This is a genomic window from Paenibacillus endophyticus, assembly GCF_014192395.1.
Taxonomy (GTDB): Bacteria; Bacillota; Bacilli; order Paenibacillales; family Paenibacillaceae; genus Pristimantibacillus; species Pristimantibacillus endophyticus.
Genome location: NZ_JACHXW010000004.1, coordinates 71,829 through 93,909 on the forward strand (window position 1 = coordinate 71,829; position 22,081 = coordinate 93,909).

Sequence of the window (22,081 nt, forward strand, 5' to 3'; positions counted from 1 at the left end):
ATCATAGGTCTCCAAAGTCGAACTCATTGAGCTCTTCCAATTTTTGTTGCTCCTCGCCGGTAAGCGGGCGCTGCAAGGCATCTGCGGATTCCAATGCGCCAAATCCCCATACATCGCCAAGCAATTCGGCGATCGCATTCTTCTCCCTTGGCTCGAAGGCTGCAAGGGCTCTTCTAAGAAAGACTAGTGAGCGACGGAATTGCTCATCATCCAGCGATGCGGTGTAATGATTGAGCTGCTCCCATAGCTGCCTGCGAGAGAGCAGCACGTAACGGTTTCTTAAGGACAAGCCTTCAAACCATCCGGCTCCGATATCCGCGGGTATGCCTGGCGATAGCCTGCGGGATACTTCCCTCGCCAAACGTTCATTATCGATTAGGCTTCGCTCAAGTAGCAGTGCGAAAGCTAGGCCGGACAGCTTGGCATTTCGATCATCGCGGTAAGCGAGCTCCTCTAGCTGCGTTATCCATCTGACATCATCCACAACGTCATAATGCTGCTGTGCTACGGCATGCATATCGATGATGGCACTCGACATTTCCACTGCAGCATCGTCGCTGCATGCAGCAGAATCAACGAGCAGCAGCGTTCCTCTCAGAAACAGCTGCTCAAGCAGCGGGACTAAGATCGCCGTGTCCATTTTTCGTACATCGCCAAATTGCACCAGAAGAGACAGCTCCCTCAATGTTCTGGCAACCTGCGCATAATCTCCTGCATCAATAGCCAGCTCTTGCAGCATCTGGCGTGCATCCTCCATGGAGGATGGGAGTCCGCAGTGCCAAGCTGCTTTGACAAGCTCAGCCGCTTGAAGTGTATTCTTACACTGCGACAGCGATTCTTTAATAAAGAAAGCTGCGGCCAGCTCTATCGTCTCGCCTTTCATGATGGATTCAACTACTTCGATTTCAGCTTCAGGCGTCCATCGCAGCACCCAGATTTCAGCCCAGGTTGCTCCGTCCTGCCTGACTGCCCGTTTTTGGGCAAAGCTTATTGCCAGCAATTGAAGTCTCTCCAGAAAAAAAGACCTTCTCAGATCAAGGAATGCTGCCTCCTCGGATTTCACTCTGCGGTTTTCCCGCAGATCCAGCTCGAGATCCGTCGCAACCGTTGTTTTATATTTCTCCAGCTTCAGCAATTTCAAGTTTCGATTCAGATCATCCTGAATCGGTGTTTGGCTAACCCCTTCGGGCAATGAGCCAATTGCAGTGCCTATATCCGTTCTTGCAAGTGCATCCGCTACGTTCGAAAGCTCGCCGTACCCGAGGCAGGTAATTGCAGCGTCATGAAGATCCTGTAGAGTTGGCAATCTGCCGCCATGCAAGGAAGCTAGTGATTCCGCAAGGCGAACTGCTTCAATAACAGATGCTGCCGAACGAAAGTTGCCGCTGGCTCGCATATGTCCGGCGATCGACGCCAAGTAAAGGGAAGGAAGCTTCTCGGTGTCACGGTCTTTTGCGCATTGCCAAGCTAGCTCGAAGTAGGAAGGTGCCAAATTGCCTGCACCGTATCCAGAATGAGTGGAAAGCTTATAATACGAATAAGGCATTAACGTAAGCTTCGTTGGTACGGATGGCAATGAAGCTTCTTCCGACTTCGTCATCAAAGCATGATCTGCTTGCAGCGCAGATGCATGATAAGCGCCAGTTACGACGACTATGCGATCTGCCGAAACTCCGCTAGCGATCGCTTCGGCGATTCGAGTTCGCATATAGGCCTCGCGAATTTCATTATGAGCCGATTCAAGAGGCGTATGCATCCGTTCTTCTGATTCAGAGAGCTGACGCATTTCATGAGAGAAGGCGTGAATGGCATTCCGATACGCATTGTAAGAGGTCATGTGCTCGAAATGCCGCTCCCAGTACGTGTCGTAATCAGGCTCTCCGGCTAGCGCCGCCACCTTCTTATACCGTTCATTTGATTGTTGGTAAAACTCACGTGCATTTTCTTTCTCAACCCTGACCGCTGCTCTCCTGCTGGCATGCAGACTGACAGATACATCGGAAGGTAAATCAATGAACCTTGCTTCAGCGCCATGTGCCGCTGCCCAATGAAAAGCTTGATATTCAGGAGAATATTCAGCCAGCGGGAAAACAACGGTTCGAATCGGCAGCTGCTCGGTATAGGCAAGTATGGCTATCGGCGGCTTCACGCCGCTTAGCGTTATTTGACTGATTAGCTTCGTCGCGTCTGACGGGCCCTCGACTAAAACAAGCTGCGGCTTGGTCTCATTCAGAAATTCAATTAAATGGATAGCGCCGGCTGGCGATAGATGGCGAATGCCAAAAATGTGAACGCCGCACTTTGCTGCGGCACCTACGCTCACGAACTCAGCTCACGGCAAGCTCGATATAGCCCTCTCCACTCGGCTCCCCGCTTCTTCATCACGTTTTCCAAATACTCTTTCCAAACGGAGTCATCCTTCGCTTCGTCCTTGACGACGGCGCCAAGCAGTCCTGCGGCTAGATCCTCCTCCGCAACAAGTCCGTCCCCGAAGCTGCTTGCAAGCGCCATGCTATTAATAAGCAGAGAAATTGCCTCTGCCGTGGAGATTGCACCGGAAGGCTGCTTCAGCTTTTCCTTGCCGTCGAGCGTCATGCCGCCGCGCAGCTCTCGAAATATAGTGACTACCTTACGGATTGCCTCCTCCTCTGGAACGGCCTCCCCAAGCCGATAATTGGCTGCGATTTCACTGACGCGCTTGCGAACGATCGAGACCTCTGTCTCCAAGTCCGACGGAGCCGGGAGTACGACGATGTTAAATCGGCGTTTCAGTGCAGCCGACATATCATTGACGCCCCGGTCTCTTGTATTCGCAGTCGCAATGATGGAGAAGCCCCTTTCTGCTGGAACATCTTTGCCCAGCTCCGGGACGGAGATCGTTTTCTCGGAGAGGATCGAAATAAGCGCATCCTGAACTTCTGAGGCACAACGGGATATTTCTTCGAATCTCGAGATGCCTCCCGCTTCCATCGCACGGTAGATCGGACTTTTCACCAAAGCCTCTTCGGTCGGTCCATTAGCCAATAACATCGCGTAATTCCAGGAATACCGAACCTGCTCCTCGCTTGTCCCCGCCGTTCCTTGAATGACTTTGGAGGAATCGCCATGAATAGCAGCAGTCAAGTTTTCGGATAGCCAGGACTTTGCCGTTCCAGGCTCACCGATCAGCAGCAGCGCGCGATCCGTTAACAAAGTAGCGATTGCGATTTCAACCAGACGGGTATGCCCAATATATTTGGGAGTAATGGCAACTTCGCCTGCTTGACCACCTATGATGAAATTGAGCACTGAACGCGGTGAAAGCTGCCAGCCTGCCGGTTTCTCTGCTTTGTCATGTGCCTTTAACGCCTCTAATTCATGGGCGTACAGCAGCTCTGCGGGCTGCCTTAAGATAGTTTGCTTTTTATCCATGATAGAAATTCCGCTCCTTCTTGGTTCTGCACGAATTCCGCAGGTTTTGAGGCGATATGCTCGGCTAGCTGCTTAAGCTGGTTTTTCCCGTATTCATAAGTGATTTTATCTGCGATCATGGATACCTGTTCAGCATACCTGTTTGGAAGCATGGCAACGATAAATTGTGAATCACGATCCAAGTAATAATAGGATTTCTTCGTAGCAAGCTCTAAGGCGGACAGTACTAATTCAGGTGTGTCTCTATGTCCAAGTCTGAATAAAGCATAAAAAATGTGCAGCGTGCGCGGCTTAAGAAGCTGTGGTGAAACCTTAGCCTTTTCAAGCAGATAGGCGATTACTTTTTCACTTGGCGTTTTCACAATGCGACACACCAATTCCTCTTCATTTAAATCTATAAAACGATCCACCCACCGCTCGTCCCATGAAAACGACTTGGTTATCTGGTTGTCGAAAGAAATCGAGATAAGCGGATTCTCGGCATACTGATATACGGCTTGAAGGAGATCACTGACATACTTGCTCTTTTTCGTAGTGAAATATCCTTCATACATGTTATAAACTTGGACTGAATCATAAATATGTAGAGCTGCTTTTAGTGAATATCCGATAAAATATGCCTTGTTTTCTCTCAACTCGTGAAGGTATAATAACGCATTCTTGTCATTGGAGTGCAATAATAGATTCGCGGCTTCGCCAGATAATGATTCTGTCCCTTTGAACTCCAGCTCATTGTTGTCCATGGCTTTCAATAAAAATGCGATAACCGAAGGCTGGTCAGCTCTAGGCTTGAGACCATGCAGCACGCGAGCGAGATTCTCGCGTACACCGATTACATGGCTATCGTGCACTGATTTTTCAATGAGGGATCGACCATAGTCCAGAAGCTTCTCTGTCAGCGGCACGGAATCACTCACTTGAATAGGCCATAAGGCAAACTCAGCATCCTTGCCCATTAACGCTTCCATGAAGCGATCATCGATTTCAGGCGATGTCCAGCTGGATAGTGTGTTCAGCGCTGCTTCACGTATTTCTTTTTTCCTTGAATAAGAAAGTTCAAGCAGCTCCTTCTGGAAATGAGGCGAATCCGACATTAACGAAATGGCCGACAAGCGAACGGGAAGCGCTGCTTCTTTCGCAACCGATGAGAGCAATGGCCATAGCTCTTCGGGATTATCGCTGAGTTTGTAGCGTGCAATCAAAATTCTCGCATCCCCGCTGTTTCCGTCACGATTGAATGCATGTTGTAGTACGGGGATCACTGCTTTGCCTAAGGCTGGAATTACATGCACCGCAACATAATCGGCAATTTCTGCATAACTGTCACGCAAGGCAAGGACAGCTGGAAAATATGTTCTTAGATCGGCGAATGAGCCCTCTTCCTTGCCCTGCCTTATTATTTCAAGCCGTCCAGACCCTCGCAGTGTTAACGCATCCAATAATGGTTTAAGCTTGCGATAAGTAATCGTTGTACCTGCCTGCCTGCTTTGCGTAGTTCCGACAGGAACTACCTCTCCTGGCGTATCAGTCGAGCTTTGCGTGTGAAGCACCGCTTGAAGCAGTACAGCCAGATCAAGAAGTTTGCCTGCGGCATGCTCCGGCCGTGATTCGGTAGTGCTGCTCACCTCTTCAGCTACCCGTTTGAAGATTGGCGCTTTTTCGCCCAGCAGCTGAAGCTGCGGCAATGCTCTTTTCAGACGGGTGTCGTCCATTGCCATACTTGCTCCTGCAACCATAAGCCTGCGTACATCCTCATGCAGTTCTCGCAATAGTAGAATACTCATCATTTGCTCCTTCGACTTCAGTTAATAGAATAAACGAATCGTTTCTCTCTCCTTAACAAGAGCTAGCGGCTGCGCTACCAGCTTGCCCTCTGCGATATGATCCTCGAACATCACAAGTACCGCGGCATCGATCAAGCTTTCCTGATCCAAAATGGGAAGGAGCTCCATCGTCGCATCCTTTAATCTGTTAATCGTTGCAAGCGGCAGCCGATCGCCTTGTCCATCGATAAGGGCATATCCGCTATCCGTATGGGCAAGCTGTGCGGCATGCAGCAGCATAACAGGGTTTTTGTCTGCCAGCGGGCTCTTAAGCTGGTTTTTTACTGCTTTTATCGCTGCTGCAAAGCATGGCTCCGCGAAGGAGCGTACGGCAGTCCGATCGGAAGGAAGAGGCTCCCTCATCGTCATCTCTTCCCAACGTACCCGAACGTTCATATCGCCGGGATAAGCATAGAGATCTTTTGTCTGAACGACAAGAAAGCAGCTATCCTCTTCCTTCATATGCTTAGCTGCGCGGAATGGTCGATAGTTTCTGGTGATGACGATTTCACCGTCCTGCAGCTGCAGCCAGAAGCCCTCATCTACGTATTCTCCCCGTGCTTCATCCGCATAGGAATGGAAAGATAATTGGATGAGCTCTATGTCGTTTCGAACACGTCCAACCTCACGCAGCTCGCTAAGCTGCCAAGCATGTCCAATCTTCTCCTCCAGTACCGAAATGGTATCCATTGGTTTTTCAGGATCCTCGAGTCTTGCTATCAAATGGTCTCTGCTCCGTTTGATTAATCCATGTATGGAAGCTAGCTTCTCGGCTGCTTCCGAATATATAGACTCGATTGACTCAGCGGAGACTGCTAGAATGAGAATCTCACGTACTGCGGCTTGAAGCCCCTGTACATAATGATTGCCGAGCTGCTTCGCTTGATCCTCATACATACGAATGGAACGTTTATCCAATGACGCAAGTCCAGTTTGCACGATTTGCAGCACGAGCTTGTGTGCAAGCTCGACACCTTCTAGTTGAGCGGCTAGCTTTTTGGCCAACGCATTTTTATTGACCTTCTTCTTGCTCTCCGAGCTTGCCGGGGCGGCGATCGTTTCTTTCTTTTTCTCATCCCGCTTGTCCGCCTTTTCCCGTTTGTCAGCAATATCAGTGGGCAGCTCCTCTACGGCAAATGGTTTATCGGACGCATAAGCGTACATCAAACCTAGAATATGCTTACATGGGAATTGGCGGCTCGGACAGGAGCACCGGAAAACAGGCAGCTCAGGTTTGATGAAATCCGCTGAACAGATGTAAGGTTCCTTGCCGCTGCCTTTGCATTCCCCAAAAAGCAGTGTTCCGTCCTCCGTGCAGCACAATTTTTGAAAACTGCTTTTCCGAACGAGATCATTTCCGTTTTTAATGGCCCCCGCGTTCAACGCGAGAGAATCAATATAAGCTGCAGTTAATTCGGTCATCTTTTCCCTCACCTACCCTGTTGTTTTTCAACTAATATTTCCACAATTAACGCTTCATTTCCTGCTTTTAGGAAGAGATTAAGCATTTCATAAGGTGATACGGCTATCGATGTCCTATGGGGGTACGGCGCGTTTCATTCCGAGAAATATAGATTATGTATAGCCTAAGGATTTGTATTCCTATATTTATTAAAAAAAAGCCCAGGCAGCAGCGCCTGGGCTTTGTCTTACCATGGAATATCTCCGATTTGATGCATAATTGCGTCAATCTCGGATATTTCTTGCTTCGTTAACGGTGCACCTTCGAGTGCTTTTACATTTTCTTCGATTTGACTGACGCGGCTTACGCCGATAAGAGCAGAGGTGACGCCTCCTTCGCGAAGTGCCCAGGACAAGGCGAGCTGTGACAAGGTTTGTCCTCTTCCAGCGGCAAAGGCCTCAAGACTGCGAAACTTTTGAACTCTTTGCGCGGCAATCGCTTCCGGCTTCATCGTGCTGCTCGACAGCTTGGACTCAGCTTCAATTTTATCTACGTATTTATTAGTCAATTGTCCTCTGCCAAGTGGACAATACGCAATGGAGCCAATCCCATGCTCGGTAAGCACATCCTGCAGTCCATCTTCAATCCAACGGTTGAGCATCGAGTAATTAGGCTGATGAATGAGGCAAGGTGTGCCAAGCTGCATAAGAATGGCAACGGCTTCTAACGTTTGCTCAGCGCTGTAATTAGATAATCCGACATAAAGCGCTTTCCCTTGTCTTACCGCATGGTCAAGGGCACCCATCGTCTCTTCCATCGGTGTTTCCGGGTCTGGGCGGTGAGAATAAAAAATATCTACGTATTCAAGACCCATGCGCGTTAAGCTGCGGTCTAAGCTGGACAACAGATTTTTACGGGAGCCCCATTCGCCGTAAGGCCCCTCCCACATGTAATACCCTGCCTTAGTTGAGATGAGCAGTTCGTCACGGTACGGAGTAAGATCCTTTTTGTAAACAGCGCCAAAAGTTTCTTCAGCGGAGCCCGCAGGTGGTCCGTAATTGTTCGCAAGGTCGAAATGGTTAATGCCGAGATCAAAAGCTTTCAATATCATCGCCCTTGAATTTTCAATCGGCTGATTGCCTCCAAAGTTTTGCCAAAGCCCTAGCGATATGGCTGGCAGTTTAATTCCACTTTTCCCGGCACGTTTGTATTGCATTTCGGTATAACGAGATTGACTCGCAGCGTATGGCATCTCATTCAGTCCCCTATTCATATCGTATTCAATCATGCGAATGACATGCAATGATGTCTGTTCACTTCTATGCTTGCTTACACAGTATAGTAATAAATAGTTGAGGAAGGAATGTCCGCAAGCAAGATTTATATGTCATAATGTAAGTTGTATAAAAACGAGTAACAGGAGCTGAGCTGCATGTGCGAACCTATCGACTTAATCTATTATTATCACGGGAAACAATTTTGCGAGCCTAATTACAGCTGGGGACCTGGTGTAAAGGACCATTATAAAATTTTATTTATTCATGAAGGCAAAGGCAGCTACCTTATAAATGGCATAACGTACCATTTGAAAAAGGGTCAAGGCTTTATGGTTTTTCCGAATGTCATCTGCCATATGAAAGCGGATGAGCAAGACCCATGGGTCTATTCTTGGATCGCCTTTCAAGGGACAAGCGTGGACAGCCTGATTGATCAGGTGCATCTCAGCAAAGAGAAGCCTTTTTTCACATACTCCCCTGCATCTTGGTTCGACCCTTGGCTCGATCTATTATCCAAAGCAGAGGCGCTCGAAAAGAATTGTGAGCTTATTCTGCATAGCCTGTTGTTCCGACTATTCCCGGAGTGGATTGATATGTTAACGGCTCCTCACCAAATGGGTTACATTCCGAGACAGAAGGATGAATATGTACGCAAAGCCGTTGAATTTATAAAAGCCAATTACTACACCAAAATAAGCATCACCGAGCTAGCCAAACGAATCGGAATTGACCGTATCTATTTCTCTTCTTTGTTCAAGGAGGTAGAACAGCTTTCACCGCAAATGTACCTGTTGCAATACCGAATGGATAAGGCATGTGATTTAATGCGCAATCAACAGCTGACAGTCTCCGATATCTCTCATTCCGTAGGTTACGCGGACCCGCTGCTATTCTCGAAAATGTTCAAAAAAGTGAAAGGCGAGTCCCCTTCCCTTTACCGCCGGAAACTCATCTAAATAAAGAAAAGAGCCTGTATGCACAGGCTCTTTTTTATTTAATGCTATAAATCTTTAACCATCTTAACATGAGGAATGTTCTCTTCCATAAACACGGTTGAAGTCACTTCATACCCTTGTTTTTCATAAAATGGAGCTGCTTGTACCTGTCCATGTAGCTTCGCTTGTTTAACACCTTTGTCGCGAGCGATGGCTTCTAGCTCATCCATGATCGCTTTGCCCAGTTTATGCATCCGATGGCTGGCTAGTACACAAATCCGCTCCAGCTTTGCATAGCCGTCAACGATTCTTACTCGACCTGTTCCAACTGGTTCATTCTCGAAATAAACAAGCACATGCTCAGCAGCATCTTCGAATTCGTCTAGCTCTATTTCCTCTGCTACCCCTTGCTCCTTTACGAATACGGTTTTGCGAATGCGAAAGGCCTCTTCTAGTTGTTCTTCATTCGTAATGCGTTTGGTTTCCATGCTTCTCTTTCCTTCCCTATCCAAACTCTTTTTCTCTGCCCACGAGCAGACTATACCTCTTATTATAAAGCATAATGATTATTAAGCAAAAAAAGACAGTCAACTTGATTAGCATAAAAAAACACTATCCCGTGGAATTATAGAACAATATCGGAACGTTTTTATCCTCTTTTTAATGGTATGCTAACATGAGTTGAACCATCAATATAAAAGGCGGGATGAATCATGTCATACCTATCGATTAGCACATGGAGTTTGCATAGACTGCTCGGCCCACTTCGTATGACCGCGTGGGATTCCGAATCAAACAGCCATACCATTAACGAGCAAGAACAGCCGCTGGTCCTCACTTTGCTGGAATTACCGGGAGAAGCTGCTGCAAGAGGTTATCAAGCGCTTGAGATTTGCCACTTTCATTTCCCGTCAACGGAAGCCGCTTATTTAGAACAGCTCAAAGCAGCATTTGAAGGAGCTAATATGAAGTTTGATACTCTGCTTGTCGACTATGGCGATTTAACATCCGAGAACGAGATTAAGCGCGCAGCCGATATTCAATACATCAAGAAATGGATCGATATCGCTTCACTCTGCGGCGCAAAACAAATCAGAGTCGTGGCAGGCGAAGCCTCCCCCACCGATGATAAGGCAATCCGGTTATCTGCTGCCGCCTTGACTGATTTGGCACTTTACGGGCAATCTATTTCGGTTCATGTCATTACGGAAAACTTCAGACTGCTCACTTCAACTGCCGAGAGCAGCATCAAATTACTCGAGCAAACGAACCATCAGATTGGTTTTATTACTGATTTCGGCAACTATCACGGATCAGGAAAAACGGAAGAAATCGGTGCTACTACTCCCTTTAGCGTTTCTATCCACGTGAAGCCAAACTACGATTCAAATGGGATTCCCGATAAAGATGAGCTGATCAGCTATCTTCGCAAGGTTGATTCCACTGGATTTAATGGTGCTTATGTTCTTATTTACGATGGACCGGGAGACATGTGGGAAGGGCTTGACCGAGTGAAATCGATTGTTACGCCATTTGTATTGACAGCACACTAGCACCCTCCTATACTGAAATAGTGAATATAATGATAATCATTATCGTTATTTCATATTCATAACTATAATTGATTTCATTATGATAAATGAGGAGCAAGCTAATGCCGAATCAAATGGACTTTACGCTGGTCGATATGTTTTTTCATATTTCACCGAAAGGTGCGGAGCATCCGCTGCTCGAGCTTCCGGCTACCGATTTCCGAGACCGGGAGATCGCGTATCATACTCTCATTACAGCAGGAAATATGGTTCAAGCGACTAGCATTCAATTAGCGGCATCGTTTGTGGGCATATCCTTTTTCAACCTTTGTATCACAAACCTTATTTTTGCCGCTCAATACAACCGTTATTTGGATTTGTCGCTCGATAATTTAACGTATCAGCTCGAATCCCATGATGATCACGCACATCTAGGCTTCAAAATAAAGGAGCTCCGTTGGACAGAGGTTCCCCTTGCCGTCGAAGAGCGGAAAGCGTTTCTGGAAAAAGCATTCAGCTCCTCCTTTCAGAACGAAATCAATGATATCGTTGAAGCGGTTGCAGTCGGTGCTGACGTGAAATCCGGCATGATCTGGAGCCAAGTTGGCGGGCAAATTAATGAGGTACGTCATTATGTGCTCGAACAAATTAAAGATCCAGCATTGGTCGAAGCTTTTCTCCGGGACCTGGATGTCATTCTCAGTCTTCCAGCTGAGGTTTTTAATCGCAAGCGCAACCCATTTGTCCATAAACCACGTTTTATTGATAACCCGTGGGCTCCTGAAGGCGGCCAGCTCATGCTTCGTTCTTCATGCTGTATGTATGACTGCAGAGTGGATGGCCAAAAATGCTACAATTGCCCGCGAATGCTTCCTGAAGAAAGAGACGAAAGAAGAAAGTTGGTCGTAGCCGGCGCGCATTAACAAAAAACGCTTGACAGATATCTGCTCGGTATCTGTCAAGCGTTTTTTTTGATCATTTCATTTTTTCTTAATATGTTTACATAATTATAATTACGTTATCTATTCTGAAACTGGACTGGTATTTTACTGGATATATTATTCATCGCGCTTCGAAGCTGTTTATTATCGATATGCGTATAAATTTGAGTCGTCTCAATGCTAGCATGTCCTAGCAGCTCTTGGAGCGTGCGTATATCGGTACCGCTGCGAATTTGCATCGTCGCAAAGGAGTGCCTGAGCTTATGACTGGATATGCGCTTATCTGCAAGAGCAGGCATCGATAGCTTGAGCTGTTTGATCGTTTCGTCGGCAACCGTCTGAATCATCCGAATAGACAGCCTCCGTCCGAATTGCGAGACAAAAAAAGGCTGCTCCTTGCCCTGCTTCGATTCTCTTCGGTCAGCGAGCGCTTCATTCAGCATTTGCCTTAATGCATCTGGGAGCGGTACGACACGCCATTTCCTCCCCTTTCCTAATATATGTATCGACCCGTCCTGCTGTAAATCCTGTACGTTCATTCGATGGATCTCGCCTACCCTTAATCCTGCATACGCCATCAATAATACGATGGATACATTACGGATATAATACTTCCCTTTCATCGCGTGCAAGAGCGCTTCCAGCTCATTTTCCTCCAAATATACAGGTATCCGATTTTTCTCCTGCTTTGATTTCGCTATAAGCGCTGCCGGATTGCTATCCATATGCTCCATCTCGATTAACGCTTTGAAAAAAGAGCGTAGTGATGACAGCTTTCGATTTCGCGCTTCATCCCCTGCTCCCTTCTCTCGGCAAGCAGCCATGTATCGCATAATTTCCATCTTGGAAATTTTTTTGGTTTCGGCAGGATACACCATCTGAAGAAAAAAGCTAACATCACTCATATAGGCACGGTGGGTAGATTTCGTCATTCCTTTATTTTTCATCCAAATAGAGAAGAGCTCCATTTCAAGACCGTAACAGTCGGCAACCTCATGCTGTCCCATTCTCGTTCATTTCCTCCATAAATATCCATAATTATGATGCCAATCAAGTGATCACTAGTCTAGTATATCAGCTAAAAAGTCGATATAAAAGCAAATTGCGTGAAATATGTATTTCATGCAGTTTTTAGAATCCGTTTTTGTCTAAAATGAAGGGAAATAAACGAGCTAATGTCCTTGCTTTGAGCCCGTTTCCGAAATGTTCAGCTTTACATCATACGTGATAGGCACTTGGCTAAACGTTTCATCCCAATTTTCCTTCACTTGCTTCCATACTTTTGGATGTTCGATGGATAAGCGTGAACCGAACCCGACGACATCCGTTTTGTATCTATTTTGGATTTTATTTAATCCAAGCTTAATCAGTCGTTGTACTTCTTTGGATGTCGCTTTTTCTGACCGAATAATAAACTCGTCATCGATCGTCTCGTTTCCTTCCATCCACTCCTCGATGAGCCGGCCATCCGATTCTATGCTTACATGAAAGCTAATCTTTCCACCCACCACACGAGATTTTATTTTGCTTTTCATTGATTTAAGCTCATAAGTAATCACTTGCTTCGTCTTGGGATCGTAACTTTTGACGACACCGCCTTTTCCCTCCCCAGTAAGCCATATGGTTCCCAGTAGCTCCTCTTCCGATAATCGTCCAATAAATTTCTGCGTCTTCCCGAGAATGACTGCAGCTCCAGACAATTTCACCTCACCATTGACCGCTATTACGTTTTGCAGCAAATAGCTTGCGTGTGCATTCATTTGACTCTCCAGTTTGGACAGCGAAACAGGCGGAATGATTTTTAACGTACGATAGCGGTTATCCACCATCCCGTTTAATCGAAAAGAAGGAATAATCGAATTACCTTTCGCCTCCATCACTTTCCTTGCTGTACCGCTGCTCATCATAACGAGACAGTTAAGCCTGATGTCATTATCACGCAGCATAAAGCTAAGCAAGTTATTCATGCTATATCGCCTCGACAATGCTTCATTGATAACGATCACCTTCAAATGATGCCCGATAACCGGTCTTTCCAGCCTCGTGGCAAATTCCCGTATCATTTCGAATAGCGAATCGCCCGTTTCCGATATATTCAAATAAGGTTTAGAAGTCGGGTCGTCTTTTGTATCCCCGCTTTTAGCTTCCGATTGCTTATCTACAATCTGCAGCGTAAAGGAGATATGGTTTCTTTTGCGATAGTCGGAGCCAAGCTGATCCATCTTTCGTTCCAGTACGGTTTCATATGGAAGATCGAGTGCCATTCCCACATAAATACTAAGATCTTCAATTTCGTCTTTGCTCCAGCATCCCGTTTGAAGAAAAAGAATCAAGGTGGCCATGCAACCTGTAATCCAGCGTTTATGATCCACTTTTCTCCGCCGCATCTTTATTGGCTCCTTTCCTCCACTTTGTTATGATCAACAATAATAAAGGAATGGGAACAAATAAGAAAAAAGCGGATTTGCCCAAAAAATCGCCTAAAGCAAACAAAACATCAATATTTTGAGGCAGTGTTGAAAGAGTGAATACAATAGGCAGCAGACCATATAAGCAAGTTTTAATATCGAAATGAAAGATTTGCGATAACCCTAAAGCTGATGCAAAATAAGTGATCGTAAATGTCGAATAGATTTGCATGATCCATATGACCAATAGCAATGATTCGAATCTCTCGAATATTAGCCCTGTATATTCATAGCTTCGGATAAGATCGAGTGTCGGCCACGTTCTTGTCAGCACGCCATCTAGAGATAACCCGCCAATTACAATGACGACCGTTAGCATATAGATGACAAGCGGGATGCTCGTGCCGATGACTACCGCTTTAACAGAATGATTAGGATTGCTCATGAAAGCTGTAATAACCAATATGATTTCCACGCCAAGAAACGAGAGTGCCGTTGAACGTACGCCATCCAGAACAGGCAAGATGCCTTGTCCGAGAAACGGTCGCAGGTTGTCCCATTCGAATAACTTAAGAGACATTAACATGACTAAAAGATAAATGACGATCGTTACCGGCAGGATAAGCTCAAATAATCGTGCAATCGGGTTAATTCCCCCAAACATTAAGTAAAGACTCACCCACATGAACACCATGACGATTGCCCAGGATGGCGTTCCTTCAAGTAAAAATAGCTGTGTGACTTCCGAGAGCGCACGTACCTGATAAGCTGCCGTCATAAAGAAATAGATCACAAAAGCAAGGCCGATTGTCCCTCCGATCCATTTGCCAAGTAATTTTTGATTATACTGAAAGACGGTTTTCCCCTTATGCCATTTCGATAATACCGCCATAAGAATGCCCGCTCCAATGGCTACAAAACCTCCAAGCAGTACAGAGAACCAGACATCTGGTGTTCCGACCACTTCCGCCGAAGCTCTCGGCAGCGTTAAAATTCCCGAACCGAGCAAAAAATTAGAGACGATAACGGCTGCTTGCACGGTCGTAATACGATCTTGAGCCTTTTGTGTCATGGTCTACTCCTTCCGTCTGTCATTCATTCTTTTGCCGGCGTTTACTTTCCTGGTGCATCATTTCTGGCCTTTTTCTCATCATAAATATAGGTGCCCGTACAAAAAAATCTTTCCAATCCCCTAACCGATAAGGAGCTCCTGGACTTGCATATGGTACACCAAAGCTTTTAATCCGGCATACATGCGCGCTTAACAGCAGAACAAACAATACGACGCCGTATAACCCGAATGCTGCCGCGCAGAACATGGCGCCGAACCGAAGCATGCGCAGCGCAATACCTGCGCTATACTGTGGGATAGAGAAGGATGAAATCGCTGTTACAGCAACAACGATAACTAGTATCGGGCTCACAATACCTGCTTGTACCGCAGCTTCCCCTATGATCAAGCCTCCTACTATTCCCATCGCAGGGCCGATGGGCTTGGGCAGTCGCAGACCTGCTTCCCTCAATATTTCAATAGCAACCTCCATAATCAAGGCTTCAATGAGCGAGGAGAAAGGTACGCCAATTCTTGAGCCAACAATGGATATGGCAAGCTTTGTCGGTATCAATCCTGGATGAAAAGAAATAAATGAGATGTACATGGCTGGCGTAAGCAATGCGATCATTGCGGCAAAAAATCGAAGCAGTCTTAGCAAGGAGCCGGCTAACCAGCGCTCATAATAATCCTCTGGCGATTGAAGCAGCATGCTGAAGGTAACAGGCGCAATTAGGGCGAACGGCGTGCCGTCCAGCAGAATCGCAACTCGTCCTTCCATCATGGCGCCTATCACTCTGTCTGGCCTTTCCGTGCTCTGGATTTGCGGGAACGGGCTAAGAAAATCGTCTTCAATGAGCTGCTCGACATAGCCCGATTCCGGTAAATTATCAATATTGATTTTACATATCCGTGCTGCTACCTCTTCGACTAGCTCGGGTTCAGCAATCCCCTTCATGTAGGCAATAACGAGATCCTTTTTGGCGCGTGAACCTACCTGCATGCTCATAAATACCATGCTGTCATTCTCGCCGTGTCTGCGAAGCATAGCCGTATTGTCCGATAAACATTCGTTGAAGCCCATTCTTGGTCCTCTTACCAATGCTTCTGATATCGGTTCCTCAATGTTTCTTGATTTATTTTTGGTGGTCCCGGCCAAAAGAATTTCCGGAATGCCATCAATGAGGATGGCGGTTGCGCCCATAAGCACTTTGGCAACCGTTTCTTCTATATTCGGTACCTCTGAAAGCTGGCTGATCGTTAATACCCGTTCCATCACATATGATTTTGTTAACGGCGCACAGTCTTGCCTAAGCGTCATTAATGCTTTGAGAATATGCAGATCAATTAAATCACGGTCAGCTAGACCGTTTACGAATACAATCGCTCCTTTTATTTCAGTCGCGCCAAGGGTAATTTCCCGGATGCAGACATCCGAATGAAACGACATCCGTTCACGCATTTCAGTTAATTTGTTGTTTAGCTGACTGCTCATTTAAGCTGATCATCCTTCATTTGGCGCAGCCTTTTGAAAATCATGGAAATGATTAATGGGACAAAAAGCACAACTGCAGCCTCTATATATACAAATATTTCTGGCCTATTGAGTTCTATGCTTGCTGCCATCATGCTCTCTCTCCCTATGTTGGAAATTGTCGAATAATCCATATTTTCGCCGTATAATACCCTTTATAAACCCGTTAACGAACGAATGTAAAAATAATAAAAAGCTGGTTATCAGAACAACTGCTCTGATGAACCAGCTTGATTGGGTAACCGCATAAAAAAGAAGAAGGGTTTCCCCTTCTCCTGTATCCAACATCGATCATGTATTAATGGCTAAGCGCTACGCCTTTTGGCAGGATTTGCTCCACCTGCTCACGCACATAGCTTTCATTCATCTTCTCGCCGAAAATGATGATTGAACCGCTGTCCTCTCGTCTGCGGATCAAACGTCCGATCCCTTGCCTTAAACGCAGCAGCATATACGGCATGTCTACCTGCTCGAAAGGCTGCTCGGCATCGTTCCTCCTCGCGGCGAACAATGGATCGTTCGGAGGGAACGGAAGCTCCCATACGATGACCTGAGAAAGGGATGGTCCTGGAATATCGAGTCCTTCCCAAAGGGTTACCGCACACAAAATGCTAGCCTCATCATGTTGAAATTGCTCGATCAGATAACTGATTTCGCTGGACCCTTCATAATAGAAGGTAAATGATGCAGCCGCAGCGTGCTTCGCAGCTTCAGTCTTGAATTGTTCAAGCTGCTCCATGGATGGGAATAGCAGCAGCGATCTTCCGCCGCTTTTCGTAAGCAAGCGGAAGGTTTCCGCCATCTTTTCGTTTATACTCGGAAATAAACCCATATCAGGTGTCGCGACCGTCATCTGCTGCTCGTAGTCATAAGGTGAAGGAACAGAGAAGGATATTGCGCTATCCATCCCCAGAATATCCATCATATAGTCAAAAGATCCGTTTACCGAAAGCGTAGCTGACGAAAAAACGATTGGCATTTTGCGCGAGAATACCTGCTCCTTCAACACTTCCTTTACCCATTTGGGCATGATGACAAGGGATGTGCCTTCTTTGTCTTCCGATACCCAGCTAATGGGCTTGTCTTCCTTTTTGAATAGAGAAAGCGCGAATTGGATCATCTCCAAATGCTCTTCAACGATCTTGAGCTGATACGTATCGATTGTGTATAAACCACTCTCGAATACAAGCTCCTCTTCAATGACGGAAAGCGTGTCCTGCAGGCGATTGATTTCGCGAATAAGCTCAGTGCTCCAAATGATTTCACGACGGTCGGAAGCTTGTACTTTCCGACTATGCTTGTTCATCATTTTGAATAAAAATTCGCTTTGCGTGATCGCGTCCTCGACGGCGACTGCCAAAGATTCACGTATCTCCTCTTGCAGCAGCCGCGTTACAATGCCTTCGAATACCGCATGGTTCAGCTTATAGGTTAACGCTTGCTGTGCCGCTGTTTCCAATAGATGCCCTTCATCGAACACGACAGAGCTATGCTCAGGAAGCAATGGAAGCTGACCTTCGCGCTTGCGGGCCTCATACGTCCATACATGCTCCATATAGAAGTCATGGGAGCATATCACGACATCGGCCGCTTTTCGGTAATGGTCTCGAGACAACGTCTGGCCGCAGCGGTGGCGAACATCGCAGACCAAGCAATCTTGGAATACATCCCAACCCAGCTGGTTCCACTGCTCGTCATTCAAGTTCGGATATTCCTTGCGGTTTCCGTACGGGTGGAAGCTCTGCATCGAATCCTGCTTGTGCACAAAGCTTGGGAGCTCGCGGTAGATGCTGTCAAACAGCTCGGCATCATCTTGTCCGGAACGGGCTTGGTCCAGCTTCTTTAAGCAAATATATTGATCGGCCGATTTTCCTAAACGCGCATCAATTGTAAGATCCAAGTAACGGGCCAGCTTCGCAATATCCCCTTCTGGCTTCACGAGCTGCTCGATTAACGATTCATCCGCGCATGCTATAATAGCCGGCTTTCTCGTATATCTTGCATAAGTGATCGCATATAGCAAATACACGAACGTTTTCCCGGTGCCTACTCCTGCTTCGGCAAAAATAGTCTGTTTGTCGGCATATGCGCGTTCAAGCTGAAAAGCCATATAAATTTGCTCGTCCCGTATTTCAAAACCAGCCTCGGGCAGTTTTTCGTAGAACACATCTGCGATCCAATCACTCGCTTGCGAAATAAAAGATTGTTTCGGGTCAAAATCAAACGGATATTTGTTCAAGGGTCGTTTGCCTCCATATAGTAGGCACAGCCGACTGCGTATGAATAAGCAGTCGGCTGTGAAATCTCCTTCACTTAACGTACATTCAAATATATCATTAGAATGTAAGCATAGTCAAAGTATAAATTATCCATATGCAAGGCTACTCTATCCATTTGACCAGATTCGGAGTTTCGTCGAGGATGGATTCATACTGCTCCTTCCAACCATAGACGGCATCCGGATCCAACAGCTTGTAGCGTTCATATTTGTATAAGCGGTCCTGCGGCCTCGCCCAGCCCATATGCTTGACGCGCAGATCAGACGTTTTATGAGGCACTGAATAAATGTTTTGCGGGAATCTCCCGCAATGCTGCGGAGTTTGCTTCCATTCATAAGAGTAGCCCTCGACGAATTTCAATAAGAAAGGCCGATAGACGGCATGAGCGTTCCAATACTGATCTTCGCGATAATGATCCTCTGACCAGAAATCATAGAGCCGGAACATATAAGCAAAAGTATTCGGCGCAGTCAGAAGTGCCGGCAGCTCATCCTTGAATTTTTGTTCGAAATACTCATCCGCATCCATATTGAGAATCCACTGCGGCTTCATTCGAATCGTCTCCTGCCATTGCTGCGTTCGAAGCTTAACTTCGTTATGAAATTGTGAGCTTTCATTCTTGATATAGGTTAAAGGGATGCCTGCAAGATATTCATGCACGATATCACCGGTATGATCCGTGCTTCCATCGTCAATAATGACCGCATGGTCGATATAACCCCGGTGATGCTCAAGTGTTTCACGCAAATACCGATCTGCTTCATTTTTGACGATCATGGAGAGCACAAGCTTCGGGCCGGCATTTGCCATATGAATGGTTAAGCCTTTTCCATGTGCAGGGGCAGGAGTATGAATAGGAGTATGAGTATGATTAAGGGCTACTGCCCCTCCTTCGACTAGGACTTGCGTTGTTTCCATAAACAGCTTCGCTCTTGTCAAATCTGAATCACGGTAAACATGAAATGCCGGGAAATGAGTGTCAACATGAAGTTTGATGCCAAGCGCAGCCGCTCGAATACAGAAATGCCGATCCTCCCCCCAGATCGATAAATTCGTTATCGTCTGGAACGATATTGGCTTCTCTAGCGCTGACCGATTAATGTAGGTACACGCGCCTAACCCGCCTACCTCATAAATGCCCGGCTTACGCAGCATGATAATGAAATTGGCAGCTACCTCCGCACCGAATCCATCCTTTATTGTGCCATCGGATTGAAAGGGCCAATAGGTGTCCTTAAGCCAAACCTGAGGAAGCTCCATCGTATTCGGCTGCCACTGCGTCCAAAAAATGGTCGATATAATTTCTTTGTTTGATGAAACTAAAGATTGCAGAGCTTGCGGATGCAGCAGCAGATCCGAATCGATAAGAAATAATCCGTCATAGTGCTGCTCTCTCGCCGATTGGATCATGTCATCCTTCCAATTCGCTACTTTATCAATGAGATCATTGCTCCAATAATGGGTAAACTCGTCTCTTGCGTACGGCGTTATCGAATCGATTCTTTTTAAGGTAACTTGACTGCCCTTCGAATGCTGCTTTGTCATGAAATCATTTATCAGCTGTGAAGATTCCTCATTATCATTGTCATCAATAAAATAAAAATCGATCGCTAGCGAATCGGTGAGCTGTCTCTCAAGCGAGGTTATAAAATAGCGCAAAACAGCCGGTTTCTGGCGTATGGGACTCCCAATTAAGATTCGCTTCAACATTATGCCTCCTTTTTTTCAACGGAATGGGCACAGGAATGATAATCCATATGAGGCATATGCATCTATTATGCGAAATTCTTTTGAATGGAGTGATTTCATTGATTGCAACGATTCAAAAATGGGACATGAAGGCAATGCTGCTAGGATTATTGCTGCTTTGCTTTTCGGATGCCGCTTTTACGGATATCGGGCTGCGGTTTTTTCTGATTGAAGAAATGAATCCCATTGTCAAACGCATTTATGAATGGAATATAGTTAGCTATTATGTTGTGAAGCTAGTGCTTCCCCTACTGCTTATTCTTATTTACTATCATTTGAAAAATAAGAAATGGATGAATCCATTCATTCTAGCTACTGTGGCGCTTTATTGTTTAGTAAATATTTATCATCTGATTTGGGTCTCTTTCGGCGTTCATGACGGGTGGTTCACCTTTCGTTCACTTCTTTAATGTGCTTTACCTATATAAGGAGACCTGTATAATAGCTTATAGATACATGTTTATGACATAGGTGAACAAGGAGTTTATCAGCATGGTAGAAGCTCGGAAGCTATCTCCACAGATGTTAGCGAAATACATGTTCAAATGGCTGCTGCTTGCTGGTGCTGTTGGCATACTGTCCGGATCGGCAGCCGCTCTGTTCTTAGCTTCCCTCGACTGGGTTACGGACACCCGCAGCAAACAGCCCTGGCTGCTTTGGCTGCTGCCCGCGGGAGGCGCCTTCATCAGCTTTCTCTACTTGAAGTTCGGGAAAGAAGCAGGACGAGGGAATAATTTAATTATCGAACAAATTCACTCGGGAGAAGGAGCCATTCCACTCCGCATGGCACCGCTCGTTCTCTTCGGAACGCTCGTAACGCATTTGTTCGGCGGTTCGGCTGGCCGCGAAGGGACGGCTGTTCAGATGGGCGGAAGTTTATCCGAATGGTTCGGCAAGCTTATCGGACTGAAGCCTTTGGATCGTAAAATCATTCTCATGTGCGGCATCAGCAGCGGATTTGGAGCTGTTTTCGGCACTCCTCTTGCAGGCACTGTTTTCGGCTTGGAGGTGCTCGCCATTGGCGTCATTAGCTATGAAGCGCTGCTTCCTTGTTTTATCGCCAGCTTTGCGGGACATTTGGTTACAAGCGCCTGGGGGATCAAGCATATTCATTATGCAATTGGAGAGATACCTAGCCTCAGCTGGCTGCTCGTTGCAAAGGTATTCTGCGCAGCCGTCTTATTCGGATTGGCCGCGTTTCTATTCACGCAGCTCACGCGCGCATGCAAGCAGCTTTTCAGTGAATGGCTGAAAAATCCAGTGCTCAAAAGCGCCGTTGGCGGCCTTATCATCATTGTGCTGGTTTATGCTCTGGGTACACGCGATTATTTGGGCCTTAGCCTCCCGCTCATACAGCAAGCCTTTCAAGAAGCGGCGTCTCCGCTTGCCTTTCTGCTCAAAACCGTTTTTACCGCACTAACGCTTGGCACCGGCTTTCAAGGCGGCGAGGTTACACCTTTGTTTGTCATCGGCGCCACGCTTGGCAGTGCGCTTGGAGGGCTTCTGCATGTTTCCGTTCCCTTGCTAGCAGCGATAGGCTTTGTGTCCGTGTTCAGCGGTGCGGCAAAAACACCTCTTGCGTGCTTTATTATGGGCATTGAGCTATTCGGCTCGGATGCAGCCATTTATCTATTTATTGGATGCGTCATTGCTTTTCTTTGTTCGGGGCGTATTGGAATTTACGAGGCGCAAAAACCGCATGCTTACCCATTAAACGAATAAAAATGGCTTGCTCCCTT

The 22,081-nt window shown here is 46.5% G+C and carries 17 protein-coding genes; 5 read left to right on the forward strand and 12 right to left on the reverse strand.

Annotated features, from left to right (window positions below; translation table 11 throughout):
• Position 1: 1 nt before the first annotated feature.
• The 5 genes from FHS16_RS07880 to FHS16_RS07900 form a co-directional block, all read right to left on the reverse strand.
• The gene (locus FHS16_RS07880) at positions 2–2,323 is read right to left on the reverse strand and encodes a DUF5682 family protein (RefSeq protein ID WP_312890801.1); all 2,322 of its coding nucleotides are present in this window, start codon (positions 2,321–2,323) and stop codon (positions 2–4) included.
• On the reverse strand, positions 2,320–3,411 hold the full coding sequence (locus FHS16_RS07885) for an ATP-binding protein (protein WP_183560680.1): 1,092 nt from the start codon (positions 3,409–3,411) through the stop codon (positions 2,320–2,322). Before FHS16_RS07885 ends, FHS16_RS07880 begins: the two co-directional genes overlap by 4 nt.
• On the reverse strand, positions 3,387–5,195 hold the full coding sequence (locus FHS16_RS07890; RefSeq protein ID WP_183560683.1) for a hypothetical protein: 1,809 nt from the start codon (positions 5,193–5,195) through the stop codon (positions 3,387–3,389). Before FHS16_RS07890 ends, FHS16_RS07885 begins: the two co-directional genes overlap by 25 nt.
• 21 nt (positions 5,196–5,216) lie before the next feature.
• Positions 5,217–6,656, reverse strand: coding sequence for an SWIM zinc finger family protein (locus FHS16_RS07895; RefSeq protein WP_183560685.1), 1,440 nt, complete (start codon positions 6,654–6,656; stop codon positions 5,217–5,219).
• A 227-nt stretch (positions 6,657–6,883) separates the two neighbouring features.
• Entirely contained in the window at positions 6,884–7,888 is a 1,005-nt protein-coding gene (locus FHS16_RS07900; RefSeq protein ID WP_183560687.1) for an aldo/keto reductase, read from the reverse strand.
• A 180-nt stretch (positions 7,889–8,068) separates the two neighbouring features.
• Between FHS16_RS07900 and FHS16_RS07905 the strand changes: the two genes are divergently transcribed.
• A complete protein-coding gene (locus FHS16_RS07905; RefSeq protein ID WP_221226292.1) occupies positions 8,069–8,869 on the forward strand; it encodes an AraC family transcriptional regulator in 801 nt (266 codons plus the stop codon).
• Positions 8,870–8,913: 44 nt separating this feature from the next.
• Here the strand turns inward: FHS16_RS07905 and FHS16_RS07910 are convergent, their stop codons facing one another.
• Positions 8,914–9,336 carry a GNAT family N-acetyltransferase gene (locus tag FHS16_RS07910; protein ID WP_183560690.1) on the reverse strand — a complete coding sequence of 141 codons (423 nt, stop codon included), beginning with the start codon at positions 9,334–9,336 and terminating at the stop codon, positions 8,914–8,916.
• Positions 9,337–9,561: 225 nt separating this feature from the next.
• Between FHS16_RS07910 and FHS16_RS07915 the strand changes: the two genes are divergently transcribed.
• Both FHS16_RS07915 and FHS16_RS07920 read left to right on the forward strand, forming a co-directional pair.
• Entirely contained in the window at positions 9,562–10,401 is an 840-nt protein-coding gene (locus tag FHS16_RS07915) for a sugar phosphate isomerase/epimerase family protein (protein WP_183560692.1), read from the forward strand.
• A 101-nt stretch (positions 10,402–10,502) separates the two neighbouring features.
• A complete protein-coding gene (locus FHS16_RS07920; RefSeq protein WP_183560694.1) occupies positions 10,503–11,303 on the forward strand; it encodes a hypothetical protein in 801 nt (266 codons plus the stop codon).
• A 95-nt stretch (positions 11,304–11,398) separates the two neighbouring features.
• Here FHS16_RS07920 and FHS16_RS07925 read toward each other — a convergent pair whose 3' ends face one another.
• The 6 genes from FHS16_RS07925 to FHS16_RS07950 form a co-directional block, all read right to left on the reverse strand.
• Positions 11,399–12,328, reverse strand: coding sequence for a tyrosine-type recombinase/integrase (locus FHS16_RS07925; RefSeq protein ID WP_183560696.1), 930 nt, complete (start codon positions 12,326–12,328; stop codon positions 11,399–11,401).
• Positions 12,329–12,493: 165 nt separating this feature from the next.
• Complete coding sequence (locus FHS16_RS07930) at positions 12,494–13,708, reverse strand: Ger(x)C family spore germination protein (protein ID WP_246431662.1); 1,215 nt, start codon at positions 13,706–13,708, stop codon at positions 12,494–12,496.
• On the reverse strand, positions 13,683–14,801 hold the full coding sequence (locus FHS16_RS07935) for a spore germination protein (protein WP_183560698.1): 1,119 nt from the start codon (positions 14,799–14,801) through the stop codon (positions 13,683–13,685). Before FHS16_RS07935 ends, FHS16_RS07930 begins: the two co-directional genes overlap by 26 nt.
• A gap of 19 nt (positions 14,802–14,820) precedes the next feature.
• Positions 14,821–16,275 carry a spore germination protein gene (locus FHS16_RS07940; protein ID WP_183560700.1) on the reverse strand — a complete coding sequence of 485 codons (1,455 nt, stop codon included), beginning with the start codon at positions 16,273–16,275 and terminating at the stop codon, positions 14,821–14,823.
• Positions 16,276–16,612: 337 nt separating this feature from the next.
• The gene (locus tag FHS16_RS07945) at positions 16,613–18,553 is read right to left on the reverse strand and encodes an ATP-dependent DNA helicase (RefSeq protein ID WP_183560702.1); all 1,941 of its coding nucleotides are present in this window, start codon (positions 18,551–18,553) and stop codon (positions 16,613–16,615) included.
• A gap of 142 nt (positions 18,554–18,695) precedes the next feature.
• Positions 18,696–20,303, reverse strand: coding sequence for a glycosyltransferase (locus FHS16_RS07950; RefSeq protein ID WP_183560704.1), 1,608 nt, complete (start codon positions 20,301–20,303; stop codon positions 18,696–18,698).
• 98 nt (positions 20,304–20,401) lie between these two features.
• On the opposite strand from FHS16_RS07950, the gene FHS16_RS07955 reads away from it, so the two are divergent.
• A complete protein-coding gene (locus FHS16_RS07955; RefSeq protein ID WP_183560706.1) occupies positions 20,402–20,752 on the forward strand; it encodes a DUF5658 family protein in 351 nt (116 codons plus the stop codon).
• A gap of 82 nt (positions 20,753–20,834) precedes the next feature.
• A complete protein-coding gene (locus FHS16_RS07960) occupies positions 20,835–22,064 on the forward strand; it encodes a voltage-gated chloride channel family protein (protein WP_183560708.1) in 1,230 nt (409 codons plus the stop codon).
• Positions 22,065–22,081: the final 17 nt, after the last annotated feature.